The organism is Yimella sp. NH-Cas1, assembly GCF_022359705.1.
GTDB classification, from domain to species: domain Bacteria; phylum Actinomycetota; class Actinomycetes; order Actinomycetales; family Dermatophilaceae; genus Yimella; species Yimella lutea.
In genome coordinates, this window is record NZ_JAKSGG010000003.1 from 267,273 (window position 1) to 283,926 (window position 16,654).

The 16,654-nt window shown below is 67.1% G+C and carries 15 protein-coding genes; 8 read left to right on the forward strand and 7 right to left on the reverse strand.

Going from position 1 to position 16,654, the window contains the following annotated elements:
- Nucleotides 1-123: 123 nt before the first annotated feature.
- A complete protein-coding gene (locus MF407_RS01645) occupies nt 124-1,800 on the forward strand; it encodes an AMP-binding protein (RefSeq protein WP_205744668.1) in 1,677 nt (558 codons plus the stop codon).
- A gap of 3 nt (nt 1,801-1,803) precedes the next feature.
- Here the strand turns inward: MF407_RS01645 and MF407_RS01650 are convergent, their stop codons facing one another.
- Nucleotides 1,804-2,880 (reverse strand): DUF2332 domain-containing protein, encoded by a 1,077-nt coding sequence (locus MF407_RS01650; RefSeq protein WP_129624664.1) that lies wholly within the window; start codon nt 2,878-2,880, stop codon nt 1,804-1,806.
- 7 nt (nt 2,881-2,887) lie between these two features.
- Nucleotides 2,888-3,592 carry a histidine phosphatase family protein gene (locus MF407_RS01655; RefSeq protein WP_141929308.1) on the reverse strand — a complete coding sequence of 235 codons (705 nt, stop codon included), beginning with the start codon at nt 3,590-3,592 and terminating at the stop codon, nt 2,888-2,890.
- 69 nt (nt 3,593-3,661) lie between these two features.
- Between MF407_RS01655 and MF407_RS01660 the strand changes: the two genes are divergently transcribed.
- Nucleotides 3,662-4,615 (forward strand): helix-turn-helix domain-containing protein, encoded by a 954-nt coding sequence (locus MF407_RS01660; protein WP_239701000.1) that lies wholly within the window; start codon nt 3,662-3,664, stop codon nt 4,613-4,615.
- A 95-nt stretch (nt 4,616-4,710) separates the two neighbouring features.
- On the opposite strand, the gene MF407_RS01665 is transcribed toward MF407_RS01660, so the two are convergent.
- Entirely contained in the window at nt 4,711-5,514 is an 804-nt protein-coding gene (locus MF407_RS01665; RefSeq protein WP_141929306.1) for an SH3 domain-containing protein, read from the reverse strand.
- A 202-nt stretch (nt 5,515-5,716) separates the two neighbouring features.
- Between MF407_RS01665 and MF407_RS01670 the strand changes: the two genes are divergently transcribed.
- From MF407_RS01670 to lysS, 5 genes are all read left to right on the forward strand, one after another.
- Nucleotides 5,717-6,145: a hypothetical protein gene (locus MF407_RS01670; protein ID WP_239701002.1), complete on the forward strand. Its 429-nt coding sequence runs from the start codon at nt 5,717-5,719 to the stop codon at nt 6,143-6,145.
- 230 nt (nt 6,146-6,375) lie between these two features.
- Nucleotides 6,376-7,470, forward strand: coding sequence for an NBR1-Ig-like domain-containing protein (locus tag MF407_RS01675; RefSeq protein ID WP_239701004.1), 1,095 nt, complete (start codon nt 6,376-6,378; stop codon nt 7,468-7,470).
- Between the two features lie 88 nt (nt 7,471-7,558).
- Nucleotides 7,559-8,863, forward strand: coding sequence for an adenylosuccinate synthase (locus tag MF407_RS01680; protein ID WP_239701008.1), 1,305 nt, complete (start codon nt 7,559-7,561; stop codon nt 8,861-8,863).
- Nucleotide 8,864: 1 nt separating this feature from the next.
- Nucleotides 8,865-9,113, forward strand: a complete 249-nt coding sequence (locus tag MF407_RS01685; protein ID WP_129624657.1) for a hypothetical protein — start codon at nt 8,865-8,867, stop codon at nt 9,111-9,113.
- A 124-nt stretch (nt 9,114-9,237) separates the two neighbouring features.
- Nucleotides 9,238-11,004: a lysine--tRNA ligase gene (gene lysS, locus MF407_RS01690; protein ID WP_239701010.1), complete on the forward strand. Its 1,767-nt coding sequence runs from the start codon at nt 9,238-9,240 to the stop codon at nt 11,002-11,004.
- Nucleotides 11,005-11,010: 6 nt separating this feature from the next.
- Here lysS and MF407_RS01695 read toward each other — a convergent pair whose 3' ends face one another.
- The 3 genes from MF407_RS01695 to MF407_RS01705 all read right to left on the reverse strand — a co-directional run bounded on the left by MF407_RS01695 (nt 11,011) and on the right by MF407_RS01705 (nt 14,757).
- On the reverse strand, nt 11,011-11,319 hold the full coding sequence (locus MF407_RS01695) for a chorismate mutase (RefSeq protein ID WP_205744667.1): 309 nt from the start codon (nt 11,317-11,319) through the stop codon (nt 11,011-11,013).
- A 74-nt stretch (nt 11,320-11,393) separates the two neighbouring features.
- Entirely contained in the window at nt 11,394-13,613 is a 2,220-nt protein-coding gene (locus MF407_RS01700; protein WP_239701014.1) for an AAA family ATPase, read from the reverse strand.
- Between the two features lie 124 nt (nt 13,614-13,737).
- Nucleotides 13,738-14,757: a helix-turn-helix transcriptional regulator gene (locus tag MF407_RS01705; protein ID WP_239701017.1), complete on the reverse strand. Its 1,020-nt coding sequence runs from the start codon at nt 14,755-14,757 to the stop codon at nt 13,738-13,740.
- A 327-nt stretch (nt 14,758-15,084) separates the two neighbouring features.
- Here MF407_RS01705 and purD point away from each other — a divergent pair, with 327 nt between their 5' ends.
- Nucleotides 15,085-16,344, forward strand: coding sequence for a phosphoribosylamine--glycine ligase (purD, locus tag MF407_RS01710; protein WP_239701020.1), 1,260 nt, complete (start codon nt 15,085-15,087; stop codon nt 16,342-16,344).
- 63 nt (nt 16,345-16,407) lie between these two features.
- Here purD and MF407_RS01715 read toward each other — a convergent pair whose 3' ends face one another.
- Nucleotides 16,408-16,605, reverse strand: a complete 198-nt coding sequence (locus MF407_RS01715; protein ID WP_239701021.1) for a CsbD family protein — start codon at nt 16,603-16,605, stop codon at nt 16,408-16,410.
- Nucleotides 16,606-16,654: the final 49 nt, after the last annotated feature.

Consider the following 16,654-nt stretch of genomic DNA (forward strand, 5'->3'; position numbering starts at 1 on the left):
CTGTCTCACGAGGGCTGACGCCGCGTGAGACAGGTTCGACCTTTCTCGTCCGGACGTGTGCTCGTCTCGTAGCGTGAGGAGCGGCCTTTCCGATGACGGAAGGCGGAAGACGAGGAGACCACGGTGCCTGAGACAGACCCGATGACCGAACCCGCCGGACGGCGCTCGGTGCCAAGGGAACTGGACTACCCCGAACTCACGATCCCGCAGATGTTCGAGGACTCCGCGCAACGTCGCGGCAGCGCCGTCTGCACCGACTTCCTCGGTCGCACCCGCACGTATGAGCAGATCGCGGACGAGGTGCGTCGCGTCGCGATGGGCCTGGTCACCCTCGGTGTGGAGCACGGTTCGCGCGTCGCGGTGTTGTTGCCGACCTGCCCGGAGAACCTGGTCGTGACGCTCGCGGCGCTCCGTCTGGGCGCCCATGTCGTGCAACACAACCCGCTGTACTCCGCCGGTGAATTGGAGCCGATGTTCCTCGACCACGGCGCGAAGGTGGTCGTGGCCTGGGACAACGTCGTCCCCGCGGTGTTGTCGCTGCGTGAACGCACCCCGGTGGAGCACGTGATCGGGGTCGACCTCACCAAGTCGTTGCCGGCGAAGCTGCGGCTGGCATTGCGTCTGCCGATCGCGAAGGCCAAGGAGTCGCGCAAGAAGCTGACCGCGGGGTCGTTGCCGGACGGCGCGCGACCGTTCGCGAGCCTGGGCGAACACGGTCCGCTGCCGCTCGGGCAGCCCGGTCCGCGCCCGGACGACATCGCGGTGATCATGTACACCTCGGGCACGACGGGTCGCCCGAAGGGTGTGCCGCTCACGCACGCGAACCTGCTGGCCAACTGCCACCAGGGTGTCGCCTGGACCGGACTGCGGTTCGGCGAAGAGCGGTTCCTTGCGGTGCTGCCGATGTTCCACGCGTTCGGGCTGACGGTCGGTGTCCTGTTGGCGCTCGTCCTCGGTGCGCAGATCAGCATGGTGCCATCGCCCGAGCCGAAGTTGATGCTGGACGCGATCAAGCGCAGTGACACCAACTTCTTCGTCGGGGTGCCGCCGCTGTTGGAGGCGATCCTGGACGAAGCCGAGAAGAAGGACGTCTCGCTGCGCGGTCTGGAGTGGGTGTTGTCGGGTGCGATGTCGATGCCCGCCGAGTTCGTCCAGCGATGGGAATCGGCCACCGGCGGACGGCTCATCGAGGGTTACGGGCTGACCGAGACCTCGCCCGTCGTCGTCGGCAACCCGTTCGACTCGACCCGCCGGGCGGGCACGATCGGCCTGCCGTTCCCCGACACCGACACCCGCATCGTCGACCCCGACGAGCCGTCCCGCGACGTGCCGGAGGGTGAGGAGGGCGAACTTCTGGTGCGCGGCCCGCAGGTCTTCGATGGCTACCTCGACCAGCCGGAAGAGACTGAGAAAGCATTCGTCGACGGTTGGTTCCGCACCGGTGACCTTGCCCGTCACGACGGCGAGTACCTCGTGATCTCAGGCCGGTTGAAGGAACTCATCGTCACCGGCGGGTTCAACGTGTCGCCGATCGAGGTCGAGGCGGTCCTGTGCAAGCATGAGTCGATCCGCGACGTGGCCGTGGTCGGCATGCCCTCCTCGCGCAGCGGGGAACAGGTCGTTGCGGCCGTTGTGGCCGACGGAGAACTCCCGTCGAACGAGGAGTTGCGCGCATGGGCCAAGCAGCACCTCACCGCGTACAAAGTGCCGCGTCGCTTCGTCGAGGTGGAGGAATTGCCCACCAACCTTCTCGGCAAGGTCGTGCGACGCGAGGTCGTCGACCTCATCCCGGACGAGTGAGGACTACCGGAAGTTGATCGAATTCCCGTGCGGATGAACGGTTCCCAGTAGTTCGGGTGCGATCTCAGCGTCGTCGCGCCAACGCCGCAGGCCGACGTGGGTTCCCGTCAGACGGTCGGCGTCCGCGTGGTCGTCGCGGACGTCGGGCAGGCCTGGGACGCAACCCGGCGGCTCGGCGGTGACCCAGCTGACCGGGCGAGCGGATGCCACATCATCAAGGGTTCGCGCGATCAGCGGACGTCGTTCGCGCGGCAGGTAGGTGACGGCCCAGGAGGAGAAGACCACCAGGTGGTCGTCCCCGCGCTCGATGACGCCGGGGAGCGCGTCGACCATGTCACCGCGAACGAGCGTCGGTGGATGGTCGCGCAGTCCCTCGACCGCCGCGTCGAAGCGTTCCACCCGACCAGGCATCTCCGGCCAGATACAGGCACGCAACCAGCGCAGGTCGTCGATGTCGTCGGGGCCGATCGGATCGGCGTCCAGACCGATCCGCCGTGCGATCGGTGGGATACGGAGTTCGACGGCGGATCCCAGGTTTTCGGCCTCACAACGGACTCGGGCATGTAGCGGGCCGAACGCCACGTCCCCGACTGCCACTCGATAGTGCTCGATGTTCAGCAGGAAGCCGGCGCTGGCACCCAGCTCCAGCAACGTGATCGGGGTGTCGGGCAGGTCGGCACATGCACGGGCCACCATCGCTCGCACGTAAGTCGAGCGGTTGACCTCGTTCGTCTGCGTCGTCCGGGTCGCGACCACCTGAGACAACTCGTCGTGGAACTCGGTGATCGCTCGTCGGACATCCGGCCACGGGTCCTGAGCCGGGCGTGCCCTGGGGGAGAACCAGTGTGCCGCAGGTGAATCCGGACGGCGCATCGCCAAGTCATGCAGCGCAGCAAGCAGGAGCACGGGACGGGCCTGTCCCGGCGCAGCCCGGCACAGAAGGTCGATCGCGTCCGGGTCGTCCGCCATGCCCGCGACGATCGCTGCGTACACCGGTACCTCGGAGTGCATCGAGGCGAAGTCGAGGCAGCGCTGCCTGGCGACCTCGGGGGAGTCGGCCGTGTCTCGAACGTCAGGCATGTCGCTCCTACCGGTAGCTGATGAGGTCGCGGTCGTGCTCGAAGTGGCTGTGGTCGTTGTAGCTGAGCAGGGTCGGCGTCGGACGGCGCCCGCGCAGGAACTTGCTGACCGCGCCGTTGACGGCCACTTCGTTCAGTCGCCCCCAGGCCTTCGCCACCTCGGGGCCGGCATCATTCGTACCAAGAGTCGACAGTGCGGCAAGCACGGCGATGGGTCCACCGGAACTCGACACGACCGCCGTGCCCGGTCGCTCGGCCAGTTCGGTGGCCGCCTCACGGACCCGCCGGACGAACGTGGGGAAGGACTCGCGATAGTCGCCGTCGTGTTCACCCCCGGTCCAGCGGTCGACCGACGCGAGGAAGAGGTCCTGGAACGCCCGCGCCGGATTCTCTTGCGCAGCAAGGGCTTCCAACAGCGCGGGCCGGGTCGCGTACTCCGGGTGGGCAGCGGCCAGCAGGCCGTCGTGATCGAACTCGTCCCATCGGTCATCGGTCTCGACCGGGCAGGACCAACCACTTGCGGCGGTGATGCCTGAGGCCGTCTGGCCGTGGCGACGCAGTGACCCACGCACGATGACCGCGGGCTGCGCCATGCGCTCGCCCAGGGCACGCCCGGTGACCCCCGCCTGATGTTCGCCGAGCGGCGACAACAGGTCGTAGTCGTCGCCGGTGATGGATGCCTGTCCGTGGCGGACGAGGATCAGCAGACTCATTCGGGACCTCTCGTGAGCGGGGGCTGCGCCATTGTCCAACACCGGCGCGGCGTCGTTAGATTGGCGTCCGTGGACGGACGACTCGCGGTTCTGGGTGTGGACGCGATCGGTGAGGCCCTCTACCGGCAGGTGCTGCGCACACCGGGCCGGCCCTTGTCGGCCCACGTGCGTGAACTCGGTTGCTCCGATCACGACGGCGAACGCGAGGTGCAGCAGTTGCGCGTCCACCGCCTCGTCCGGATCTCCCAGGACGGGACGCTCAGCGCGGATCACCCCAGGGCGGCGCTCGAACGGGTCGTTTCGGTCGAGGAGGCGAAGCTGGCCACCCGTCGGCAGCAACTCGCTCGCCTGCGCGACTCGATCGATCAGTTCGCGACCGATTACCGCGTGGGACAGGAACGTTCGTCATCCACCCCGCCCACCCGAGAGCGGGTCGACGGGGCCCTGCTCACCTCCATGCACGAGCAACTCGCCGCGTCGAGTGTCGGGCCGATCCGGCGGACCCGTGCTCACCCGCCCGACCGGGACCCGACCGAATACCCGACCACGGTCGGCCAGGTCGAAGCGGGCCGTGAAGTGCGAACCCTCTACGTCGCTTCGGCCGTCGACGGCAGTGCCGGGTGGATGCAGCGGTGGGCCGACGTGGGTGAAGTGCAGCGGGTCGTGCCGTCAGTGCCCTCGGAGTTCGTGTGTTTCGGCACCGACGCCGCGCTGGCGACGACGCAGTGGGGCAGGTCGGACGGTGACTGGGTCATTCTGCGCGACCCGATGGTCGTGGCCGCGTTCGTCGAACTGTTCGACCGGCTCTGGGCGGGCGCCGCGCCGGCGCCCGATGACGTCGACGGCGACGGACTGCTCGACCTGATGCGTCAGGGTCTGAAGGACGAGGCCATCGCGCGCGTTCTGGGCGTCTCGCTGCGCACGGTGCGTCGTCGGATCGCCGCCTTGATGGACGCGCACGGGGTCGAGACGCGGTTCCAGCTCGCTCTCGAGGTCGCCGAGCGCGCCGACCGCAACCGCTGAACACGACGGCAGCGAGACGCCCCGGCCGCAGGGAAGAGCCGGGACGCCTCGCTCGATGCGTCGGTGACGATGTCAGTGACGCATCCGTACACCGGTCAGTACTGCACCGGTGCGGTCACCGAGATGTGCAGGTGGTCGTAGTGACCGAGGGTGACCTGCCCGGCGTGGCGGTGCTCGCGCCAGCCCTTCTCGTTCAGACCCGGCTTCTTGTTCCAGATCTTGTTCTGCCAGATGACGTACTGGACATCGAGCTTGCCTGCGTACTTGCGCAGCCACGCGGCGGCCTGGTCACCTTCCTTCTTGGTCGCGCCCTTGGGGAAAACCCCGAACCTGCCCGGGAAGCAGTCGATCGCATTGCCGGAGTTGTGGTCCGACTTCTGGCCTGGACGGTAGGCACTCACGTCGCACTGGATGCCCGGGAACGCCTTGGCCATCTCCTTGCGGACGTGCGCGGCCCGCTCGGTGAGGTTCGGTGCCTGCGACATCGCGCTCGGGTGCGGGTTGTTACGCGGCGCCTTCGGCAAGGAGCCGTTGGTGCTGCCGGACCCCTTGCAGACCGGGATCCACAGGTTGGTCTTGATGTACGCGTGCGACACGTACTTACCGGGGCCGATCTTGTCCCACCAGTTCGTGGTCGACCGGGTGCCCTTGACCCACTGGCCCTTCGTCCGGCAGGTGATCTTGACCTTCGCTCCCTTCTTGAGCGAGCCGACGCGTGCCTCGTCGGTGGACGGTCCGGACCGCACCGACAGCGGATCGGACTTCGTCATCACGGTGCCGGTACGGATCTTGGACCCCTCGGCATGACTGACGGCTGCGTGTCCACCGACTGCGGTGCCCGCCATGAGCGACGTGCCGACAACGGCGTAGACGATCTTCTTGCGCTTGGATACCTGCATGGGTGTTTCCTCCCTGTGCGGTCGGGGCTGAACCGTGCCCCGGCGTCCGGCCGGGCTGTTCCCGAGCTGCGGACATGGAGTCGATGCAGCCGGGTGTCAGGAGGTGCCGTGTCAGAGGGAGCGGTGAACAGTCGATGGACGTCAGACGCCGTGTCAAACACCTGCCTGACAGTGCCGATGACCGTAAGAAAGGCCTGAAACGATGCCGATTTCACCCTCTCCGCGCCGTGACGTGATCGAGGCGTTCGCGAAGCAACTCCTGGATGTACGTCAGAGCGCCGGACAACCGTCCTACCGGGAGATGGCGAGCCGGTCGGGCTGTATCTCACACACGACATTGCACGAAGCCGCAGCAGGACGCCGGCTGCCGACCTGGGAGACCACCGAACAGTTTCTGCTCACCTGCGGGGCTGATCCGACCGCTTGGCGGCATGAATGGCAGCGGGCACAGCGGTTGCAGTGGATCGGAGCAGGCCGCGAACCGGATGAACCGGTTCGGGACATCGGCAGCCCGCCGGTCAGCCCGGACGGTCATGCGCCGGATGCTCGGCGATACCTCTTGGCAGGCGCGATCGGAGCGGCAGCCGTCCTCGCGGCAGAGGTGGCCCTGAAGATCGGCATGCGGGCCTGAACCTCCGCTGAACGCAACTCGCCCCGGGAGCCGATGGCTTCCGGGGCGAGTCGCGGTTCACACAGGGATTCGTTCTTCGTGTCGATCACTGTCCTTTTCTCTGGTCGAACACCGACACCCCTACGACCGGCCGACCCCGGCGTCAGGCACCACATCGCGGGGAGCCATTGACACGGAGCTGACGTCTTACACCCGTTGACACGCAGTCGGACACACGAAGGAACAGGAAGATGACGAACGCGTCGCCGCAGCCGGGCACGAACGGTGCAGGGAACAACGGCACCGATCGTCGTCAGGTGATCCTCGGTTTCGCCCAGGCCCTGTCGGACGTCCGGCAGGCAGCCGGACAGCCTTCCTTCCGGCAGATGGCCCAGACCTCCGGGTGCATCTCGCACGCCACGTTGCACGAGGCGACCCGTGGCAAGCGACTGCCCACCTGGGAAGCGACCGAACAGTTCCTCATCGCGTGTGGGGTCGATCCGCACCCGTGGCGCGAGCAGTGGCGTCGCGCGAACCGATTGGTCAGTCGCCCGTCCACCGGGCAACCAGCTCAGCCGACATCCCGACCGGCCGTGACCGGCACTGCGACCGGCACCGCCTCACCGACCCGTGAACCGGACCGTTCGCAGCTTGCCGGCCCGTCGTGGAGTCCTCCCGGAGAGGAAGGCGATGAACGAGTGAAGCAGCTGCGGACCGAAGTCCCGACCACGGGACCGACCAGGACGATGCCGGTATCGGTCCGTACGCGACACGTCGCACGCCGCTGGGAGAAGCTCGGCACTCTGCTCGCTGCCATCGTCCTCATCGTCGGGGGTTACGCGGCTGCGTCCTGGACCCAGCAGTCCTCGTCCAACACCGCGAACGCGACATCGCCCACCGTGAGCAGGCCCTCTTCGACATCTTCGCCGTCGTCCGTCGGTTCGGTGCCCTGCCCGCGCCCCAACGAATCCAGCGTCCGCTCCTGGAAGTCCTCCCGCATCGACGGTGCGGCGATGGAGTACCGGTCCGGACGTCTCTCGCTGTGCGGGAAGGTTGCCGCCGGCGAGACGACGAAGCAGGGATTCACGCTGAAGAACACCGGCACGACGAAGATCTCGGGATGGACCGTGCACATGGTGAAGTCGACCGGCACATGTCTCACCGACGCCGACCGCACCGGACGCATCGCGGACCTCGACCCGGGCGAGACGTTCTCCGCGAGCATCGCTTTCCAGGCGCCCGATCGCGCCGGTGGGTGCAGCGCGGAGTTCGAGATCCGGGACGCGTCCGGCAAGCCCGTCTTCGACGAGGGCTTCACCGTCCCGTTCGCGGTCGTCGTCGCCTGAGCACAGCAGATCGGTGGCCGGTATCGTTGGCCTTTACGAGCCGGCCGACTGGCCGGCCTCGTTCCGTGACGGAGGGGTCTGAGCAGTCATGCCAGCGATCGTGCTCGTCGGTGCCCAGTGGGGCGACGAAGGCAAGGGCAAAGCCACCGACCTGTTGGGCAGCCGCATCGACTACGTGGTGAAGTTCAACGGCGGTAACAACGCCGGTCACACCGTGGTGATCGAGCAGCCGGACGGCAGCCGCGAAAAGTACGCGCTGCACCTGCTGCCCAGCGGCATCCTCACCGAGGGGGTCACCCCGGTCATCGCCAACGGCGTCGTCATCGACCTGGGTGTCCTGTCCGAGGAGATCGACGGCCTCAACGCGCGCGGCATCGACACCAGCCGCTTGCAGATCAGCGGCAACGCGCACGTCATCCCGAGTTACAACAGGGTGCTCGACAAGGTGACCGAGCGCTTCCTGGGCTCGCGCAAGATCGGCACCACGGGTCGCGGCATCGGTCCGACCTACGCCGACAAGATGAACCGCATCGGCATCCGCGTCCAGGACCTCTTCGATCCCTCGATCCTGCGCCAGAAGGTCGGTGCCGCGCTCGATGTGAAGAACGAGTTGCTGGTGAAGATGTACAACCGCCGCGCCGTCGAGGTCGACGAAGTGGTGGAGGATCTCCTGCAGTACGTCGAGCGGCTGCGTCCGATGGTCGTCGACTCCTCCCTCGAACTGTCCAAGGCGCTCGACCGCGGCGACACGGTGCTGTGCGAAGCGGGTCAGGCGACCCTGCTGGACGTCGACCACGGCACTTACCCGTACGTCACCTCGTCCAACGCGATCTCGGCCGGCGCCTGCACCGGCGCGGGCATCCCGCCGACCCGCATCGACCGCGTCATCGCGATCATCAAGGCCTACACGACCCGCGTCGGCGAGGGTCCTTTCCCGACCGAGTTGCTGGACGACAAGGGCGAGTTCCTGCGCAAGCAGGGCGCCGAGTTCGGCACCACCACCGGACGTCCGCGTCGGTGCGGTTGGGTCGACACGGTGATCGGACGCTACGCGAATCGCGTCAACGGCGTGACCGACTTCGTCCTGACCAAGCTTGACGTGCTGACGGGTCTGGAGACGGTGCCGGTGTGCGTCGCGTACGAGGTCGACGGTGAGCGCTTCGACGAGATGCCGATGAGCCAGTCCGACTTCCACCACGCGACGCCGGTGTACGAAGAGCTCCCAGGTTGGTTCGAGGACATCTCGCACTGCCGCACGTGGGAGGAACTTCCTGAGAACTGCCGCGCGTACGTGGAGTTCGTCGAGCAGCAGATCGGCGCTCGCATCTCCGTGATCGGCGTCGGACCGGGCCGTGACGAGGTCATCGTCCGGCACGACCTGCTCCACGACTGACGTGCCCTCGAGCGTGCTCGTGGCCGCCGAGGCGGTCCGCGACACCCCGTCCTGGTTCGTGGCGACCATGTGGACGATCAGCCTGGTAATGATCGGGTCGGCGGCGTGGGCCTTGCTCGCCGCCTGGCTACGCCGCGGTGACGGACCGACCGAGGGGCGCCGCGCTCAGTCGAGCTGTCTGGCGGTCTTCGCGGTCCCCACCCTTCTGCTGGGGCTGTTCTTCCTGAGTTGGGCGATCGGGATCAGCTGAGTCCGACTGCGTCCGCCGCGGTTGTCGACCCGACGGGGGTACCACCGCCGCTGGATCCGGGACGTGGGTCGGCTGGTTTCGGTCGGTCGGGACGGCCGTTCGATCGCCCGTAGAATGGTCGACCGTGACTGACGTGCAGCTTGACGACTGGGTTTCCCGACTGGCCGACGAAGTGATCGCCGACGCGGACAAGCGCGGCATCAAGGTCGTGTGCGCGTCCGGCATCTCACCGTCCGGCCCGATCCACCTCGGCAACCTGCGCGAGGTGATGACCCCGCACCTGGTGGCCGACGAGATTCGCCGACGCGGCATCGAGTGCGAACACATCATCAGCTGGGACGACTACGACCGGTTCCGCAAGGTGCCCAAGGGCATTGCGGGAGTGGATGATTCGTGGGCCGAACACATCGGCAAGGCGATCACGTCAGTGCCGGCGCCGCCCGGATCGAGAGCCGACTCCTGGGCCGCTCACTTCCGAGAGCAGTGTGAGCGCTCCCTGGCCGAACTCGGTATCACCTACCGGTCGATCAGCCAGACCGAGCAGTACACCTCCGGTGCGTACACCGATCAGATCCTGTTCGCGATGAGTCAGCGCAGCGAGATCGACAAGGTGCTCGACCAGTACCGCACGCTTGCTGCCAACTCCACCGCACAGGTCGACAAGAAGTTGGACGCCGAGCAGGCCGCTGCGGCGGCCGAAGCCGCAGAGGGTTCAGGGGCAGCGTCCGAGGACGATGGCGGTTCGGGATCCGAGTACTACCCGTACAAGCCGTACTGCACCGTGTGCGACAAGGACTTCACCAGGGTCAGCGGATACGACCAGACCACAGCGGAACTGCGCTACGAGTGCGAGGCATGTGGCCACACCGAAACGGTTGACCTGCACACCTTCCACCGCGGCAAGCTGGTCTGGAAGGTCGACTGGCCGATGCGGTGGGCCTACGAGAAGGTTGTGTTCGAGCCCTCCGGTGTCGACCACCAGTCGCCCGGTTCGTCGTACGCGGTCGGACTCGAGCTTGCGCCGATCTTCGGTTGGCAGCGTCCGATTGGGCCGATGTATGCGTTCGTGGGCATCAAGGGCATGGCGAAGATGAGTTCCTCGAAGGGTGGCGTGCCCGTCGCCGAGGACGCGCTGCAGATCATGGAGCCGGCTCTGCTGCGCTGGCTCTACGCGCGCCGCAAGCCGAACCAGGCGTTCGACGTCGCTTTCGACGCCGAGATCCAGCGCATGTATGACGAGTGGGATGCGTTGCAGCGCAAGGTTTCCGAGGGCAAGGGCCAGGCCGGCGACGTCGCGTCGTACACCCGCGCTTCCAGCACTGCCGCCGGTGAACTGCCCTCGACGCCGTACCCGGTTGCGTACCGCACGCTCGCGTCCATCGTCGACATCACCACGGGTGATGAAGCACAAACGCTGCGGATCGTCGGTCAACTCGACCCCGAGAATCCGCCTGCTTCCCTCGAGTCACTGCGCCCGAGGTTGACCTGCGTGCAGACCTGGGTCGCCACACGCATGGCGGACGAGGACAAGACTGTCGTCCGGGCGGAGCCCGACGCCGCAGCGATGGCCGCGCTCAGCGACGACCAGCGTGAATCTCTGCGAATCCTGCTGGACGGCAATGGAACCGAGCTCGGCGCCATCGAGGACGACTGGTCGCTCGACGGTCTGACCCATCAGGTCTACGGCGTGCCCAAGGTGATGCAGGGCGAGAGCCCCGACTTTCGACCCGACCGCAAGAAGGAGCCTGAACTCGCGGCCGCCCTCGGCGCCGCCCAGCGGGAGTTCTTCAAGTTGCTGTACAACCTGCTCATCGGCAAGGACACCGGCCCGCGGCTGCCGACGCTGCTGCTCGCGATCGGTCCGGAGAAGCTGCGCGCATTGCTGGGTTGAGCGCGCTCATGCCGTCGGGTCCTCGCGTATCCGCTCGTGGTGGTGGATCACCTCGTCGATCACGAACCGCAGGAACTTCTCCCCGAACTCCGGGTCGAGTTGCGACTGCGCCGCGAGCGTGCGCAACCGTGCGACCTGACGTTCCTCACGGGACGGGTCGGCCGGCGGCAGGTCGTGCTCGGCCTTGTACTGGCCGACCGCCTGGGTGATCTTGAACCGCTCGGCGAGCAGGTGGATCAGCGCAGCGTCGATGTTGTCGATCGACTGCCGGTAGGAGCGCAGTCGCTGGTCTTCGGGGCCGTTCAAGTCATCCACCCCTCGATTCTCGGACACCGCTTAACCGGCGGGCCGACCGCGTCCGTGGAGTGGGCAACGGATGTCCTTGGGAATCAGGCCGGGTGGACGACCGTCATCCGGTGCGCTGCACGGGTGAGTGCAACGTAAAGCACGCGGACACCGCCGGGAGACTCTCGCGTTATCTCGTCAGGATCGACGATGACCGTGGCGTCGTACTCCAGTCCCTTGGTCGACATCGGGTCGATCAGGATGATCCGCTCGTCTGAATCGTTGAGCGAAGCGCCTAGTGCTGCAGCCCATTTCGCGGGTGTCACCACTGCGACGAGTCCCTCGACCTCGCCCAGCAGATCCTGAGCAGCGGTCACGGACGATTCGACGACATCAGGTGCTTCGAGGTCCTGCGGGCACACACCTGTCTCGCGCACGGCGTCCGGAATGTCCGCGTCAGGCACGTGCCGACGGACGACCTGCGCCGCGTACTCGAAGATCTCGCGGGCGTTGCGGTAGTTGGTGGTCATGTGGAAATGACGGCGTTCCTTCTTGCCGAAGGCTTCCTCGCGGGCCCCGAGCGCCTCGGCCTCGTCCGGCCAGGACGACTGCGCGGCGTCACCGACGACCGTCCAGGACGCGTACCGACCACGACGGCCGACCATTCGCCACTGCATGGGGGAGAGGTCCTGTGCCTCGTCGACGAGCACGTGGGCGTACTCGCCCCAGCGACCGATCTTGCCCTGCAACAGCCGTTCGCGGGCGTCGGTGGGGCGCCGCTCGAACTGCACTTCCTGCACCGACGCGGCCTGTCCGGCGGTGCGAACCTCCTGCACGTCGTAGGCTGACGGGTCGTCGAGCAACTCGATCTCGTAGAACCCGCGCTCCTCGGCCTGGCGTTCGACGACGAGCCCGAGCCGGGCCGAGACGTCGTCGACCAGGGCGGCGTCGGCGACGCTCCACGCGCCGGTCGCGAGAGCGGCGTCCAGCGAATCGCCGAGCGCGTCCCGCTCCTGTGTGGACAGCAGACCGTCGCAATACCGCTGCAGGCGGCCACGATCGGTCATCCAGAGCAGCACCTCGCGGGGGTCGACCTGGGGCCACCACTGGTTCATGAACGACTCGACTTCGAGGTGGTCGCCGAACCGGTCGAGGAACTCCGACTTCTCCAGCGCGCCCACGTGTGGCCGCACCTGGGTCCACGCTGCCTCGCCGAGTGCGTCCTGCGCGGCAGCGGTCGCGGCGTTGTGCTGGTGATGACGCAACACCCGGCGGCGGATGTCGAGCAGTCGATCCCCTTCGATGCGCACCGGGTGACCGGAGATCATCGCCCGGAAACGTGTGGGTGCTCCCGGTGGCAGGTCGCGGGCGGCGCGGCCGAGCACCGGGCGGATTCGGAGGGAACCCTTCACAGCTGCCGCGGCCGGCTCGTCGAGGCGGGTGGCGGTGATCCCCTCGATCACGTCGCCGAGCGAGCGCAGGGTGACGGTGTCCTCGCCGAGGGAGGGAAGAACACGCTCGATGTAGGCGGTGTACGCCGAAGAAGGACCGATGACCAGGATGCCGCCGTTCTCGTACTTGCGGCGCTCGGAGTAGAGCAGGTAGGCGGCGCGGTGCAGTGCGACGACCGTCTTGCCGGTGCCCGGGCCACCGCTGATCTCGGTGACGCCGCGGGCGGCAGCGCGGATCGCCTCGTCCTGGTGCTGCTGGATGGTGGCGACGATGTCGCGCATCTGTCCACCGCGGGTGCGGGTGAGCGCCGCCATCAGCGCGCCGTCGCCGACGACCACCATGTCCTCAGGCGCCTCGGGCACCATCAGGTCGTCCTCGATGCCGATCACCTTCACGCCGCGGCTACGCAGCACGCGGCGTCGGATCACGCCCTTGGGATCGACCGGGGTCGCCTGGTAGAAAGCGGCTGCTGCGGGTGCGCGCCAGTCGATGACGAGCGGTTCGTACTCGTCGTCGCGGACGCCGAGGCGACCGACGTACCGCACCTCGCGCGTGTCGCCGAGGTGGTCGGGTTTGTCGTGCTCGATGTCGAGGCGTCCGAAGACCAAGCCCTCGTGCTGGGTCTCGAAACTACGGCGACGGTTGCTCGCCTGGAACACCATCACGTCGCGTTCGAACAGGCCGGTGATCTCCTCCTCGCGTACTTCGCCGGTGCGTGAGGAACGGCCACGGGTGTGGCCCTCGGCCTCGACGAGGGCAGCCCGGTCGGCCGCCTTCTTCAGCTCGGCGTACACGCGGTCGACGTGTGCCTGTTCGCGAGACAGTTCACTCTCGATGGCGGGCGACACCGCATTCGTCGAGGACGTCGTCATTGCTTCCCCCAGCTTCGGTCGGGGACCGTACGCGTGAGCGCAGATCTCAACAGGCCGCGGCGGTTCTCGCGTGAGTTGCGTGGACCGCGCAAGTGCAAGAGTTTACGCAGGGTGCCGACCGTTCTCAGATCAGACCGTCCTTGGCGGCGAGTACGCCGGCCTGGAAGCGTGTGGTCGCGCCGAGACGATCCATCAATTCGCGCACCCGGCGCTCGACGGTTCTCTGGGAGACCTTGAGTCGTTTGGCGATCACGGAGTCGGTGGTGCCGGACGAGAGCAGTTCCAGGATCCGCTTGTCACGGGCATCGAGTTCGCCCGAAGTCTCCTGGGCCAGGCGCCACTCGCGACCCAGTCGCCAGGCCCATTCGGCCACGTTGCTGACGGCGGCCGCGGCGCCCGGAGTGCTGATCATCAGACCCAACGCCTCACCGTCCGGACCGTGCGCGTCGATGACCGCCAGACCTCGATCATTGACGATCGCGGAGAAGGGCAGGCCCGAGTGAAAGCGGTACAACTCGCCGGTGCTTCGCCGGGCGGTGACGACCTCGTTGAAGCGGGGGTGCGGGATCATCGACGTGTCCATTGTGACGCGAGCCGCGAGCTTGACGCCTTGTGCATTGCGGACGGGGGTCACGTGAAAGTCGGTCGGCAGGTCCAGCAGGTAGCGGGTGTACGGCGAGTCGTTGCGCAGCCCGACCACCTGAGTGCCGGACCTGGCCAGCAGTTGTTGGGTGGCCAGCGCAATCTCCTCGACACTGTTCAAGCGGTCGTAACCGCTCGGGTCGGGTGCATCGGCCGAACGATTGGCGTAGCTGCGGGAGAGGGCAGAGGTGGACGCACGGATCGTCGTCGCGTACTCCTCCAGTCGGGCGGCGAAGGCGGGCAGTGCAATGTCCGGCGGGATCGCCTCCCACACGTCGTACCCGAGAGGACGAGCCAGGCCGCGACGTTCGAAGGCACGCATGCTCTTGTCGACGTACTCGGGCTCGAAGCCGCGACGGACGAACTCGTTGCGAGTGGCCGAAGGTGCTTCGAGCAGCGCCAGGTAGATCTCGGTGTGGTCGGCGGTCAGATCGAAATCGCCCACGACGGGAGGCGGCAGATCACTGCTGTCCTCGCGTCGTTTCTGCCTCGCGTCGTCCATGCTCGTCCCCTCCTACCCGGCCCGTGCCCGACTCAACTCTTCGCCAGCGTACTGTCGGTTCACCGCCAGTGTCACAAGGCCGTCACGGTTTTTCTGGACATGGGCCGCGTCCGTGCGTAATAGTTGAGCCAACAACATTCCGGTTGTGCGAGCCCTTGAGTGCGTCGCCGAGTCCCCCTCCGGCCGACCCCAAGGCTCGCGGCGGGGCTCCTCCCGAGAGACCTCCCCCCTGACTTTCGGGAGGGCCCTGCCGTCCTTTTTTCTCGTTCCCGGCTCGGATCCTCGATGGCTCCGGGCCCTTTCCGTGGTCTGGGTAGGGTCGGTCCCGTGAGAATTCTGGTGATCGGATCCGGTGCCCGCGAACACGCGATCGTGCGAAGCCTCGCCGCAGATCCCGATGTAGAGGCGGTCGTCGCGGCACCGGGCAACCCGGGCATGGCCGAGCTGGCGGAATGTCGACCTGTGGTGGCGACGGACCCGGCAGATGTACTTCGGCTCGCGCAGGCCGAGTCCGCCGATCTCGTTGTCATCGGCGCGGAGGCCCCGCTGGTCGCCGGCGTGACAGATGTGTTGCGGGACAACGGCTTTGATGTCTTCGGTCCATCCGGTGAAGCTGCTCGTCTTGAAGGCAGCAAGGCGTTCGCGAAGGAGGTCATGGCGGCCGCCGAGGTGCCGACGGCGATGAGCCGGGTGTGCTCCACCGAGACCGAAGCCCGGGACGCACTGGACGCGAGCGGCGCTCCGTACGTCGTCAAGGACGACGGGCTCGCCGCAGGCAAGGGCGTCGTCGTCACCGACGATCTTGAGGAAGCCGTCGCGCACGCGATGGCGTGTTTCGCCGGTGGTGCGCAGGTGGTCATCGAGGAGTTCCTGGACGGTCCTGAGGTGTCCCTGTTCTGCATCACTGATGGCGAGACGGTCATCCCGCTGGAGCCGGCGCAGGACTTCAAACGCATCGGCGACGGCGACGAAGGACCCAATACCGGTGGAATGGGAGCGTATTCGCCGCTGGACTGGGCGCCCGGCGACCTCGTCGATCACGTCGTCCGCACCATCGCGCAACCCACGGTCGACGAGATGAGGCGGCGAGGAACGCCGTTCTCCGGAGTTCTGTACGTCGGTCTGGCACTCACCTCACGCGGGCCGCGGGTCATCGAGTTCAATGCACGCTTCGGCGATCCGGAGACGCAGGTCGTCCTTGCCCGGTTGCGCACGCCACTGGCGTCCTTGCTCAGCGCAGCAGCTCGCGGCCGACTCGACCAACTGGAGTCGTTGCGCTGGCATACGCAGCACGCGGTGACGGTTGTGCTGGCGTCCGAGGGCTACCCGGCTGCGCCGGTGACGGGGGACGTGATCGAAGGGCTTCCTGTCGAAGGCGATGCGTACGTCCTGCATGCCGGCACGTCGTCGGACGACGGCCGTCTGCTGTCGGCCGGAGGGCGCGTGCTCTCGATCGTCGCCTTGGGTGACGGTCTGGCGCAGGCTCGGCACAAGGCGTACGCAGCGATCGACCGAATCGGCATGCGGGGCGGTCAGTTCCGTACCGACATCGCGCTGAAGGCCGAGCGCGGCGAGATCTCCGTCTGAGCGCTCAGGACACGACGAGGGCCCGGATCCGTGCGGATCCGGGCCCTCGTCACGTCTCCGGGGTCAGTTGCCGGTGACGGAGTCCTTGGCGTCGCCGAACGAGTCCTTGGCGTTCTCGCCGGCCTGCTTCATCTTGGCCTCCGACTGCTCGGCCTGGCCCTCGGCCTGCTGGCCCGGGTCGTTACGAGCGTCGCCGATCTTCTCCTGGGCTGCGCCCTTGAGCTCTTCGGCCTTGTTCGAGATCTTGTCTCCGATACCCATGCTCGGTCCTTTCCCTCTGACGACCTCACGGCGATTCCGTGGCCGTCGT

Bases quoted from the DNA above. Each gene is read 5' to 3' on its own strand.
- MF407_RS01650 (WP_129624664.1), bottom strand. From the start codon at position 2,880: ATGCCTGACGTTCGAGACACGGCCGACTCCCCCGAGGTCGCCAGGCAG.
- MF407_RS01655 (WP_141929308.1), bottom strand. From the start codon at position 3,592: ATGAGTCTGCTGATCCTCGTCCGCCACGGACAGGCATCCATCACCGGC.
- MF407_RS01665 (WP_141929306.1), bottom strand. From the start codon at position 5,514: ATGCAGGTATCCAAGCGCAAGAAGATCGTCTACGCCGTTGTCGGCACG.
- MF407_RS01670 (WP_239701002.1), top strand. From the start codon at position 5,717: ATGCCGATTTCACCCTCTCCGCGCCGTGACGTGATCGAGGCGTTCGCG.
- MF407_RS01675 (WP_239701004.1), top strand. From the start codon at position 6,376: ATGACGAACGCGTCGCCGCAGCCGGGCACGAACGGTGCAGGGAACAAC.
- MF407_RS01680 (WP_239701008.1), top strand. From the start codon at position 7,559: ATGCCAGCGATCGTGCTCGTCGGTGCCCAGTGGGGCGACGAAGGCAAG.
- MF407_RS01700 (WP_239701014.1), bottom strand. From the start codon at position 13,613: ATGACGACGTCCTCGACGAATGCGGTGTCGCCCGCCATCGAGAGTGAA.
- MF407_RS01705 (WP_239701017.1), bottom strand. From the start codon at position 14,757: ATGGACGACGCGAGGCAGAAACGACGCGAGGACAGCAGTGATCTGCCG.
- MF407_RS01715 (WP_239701021.1), bottom strand. From the start codon at position 16,605: ATGGGTATCGGAGACAAGATCTCGAACAAGGCCGAAGAGCTCAAGGGC.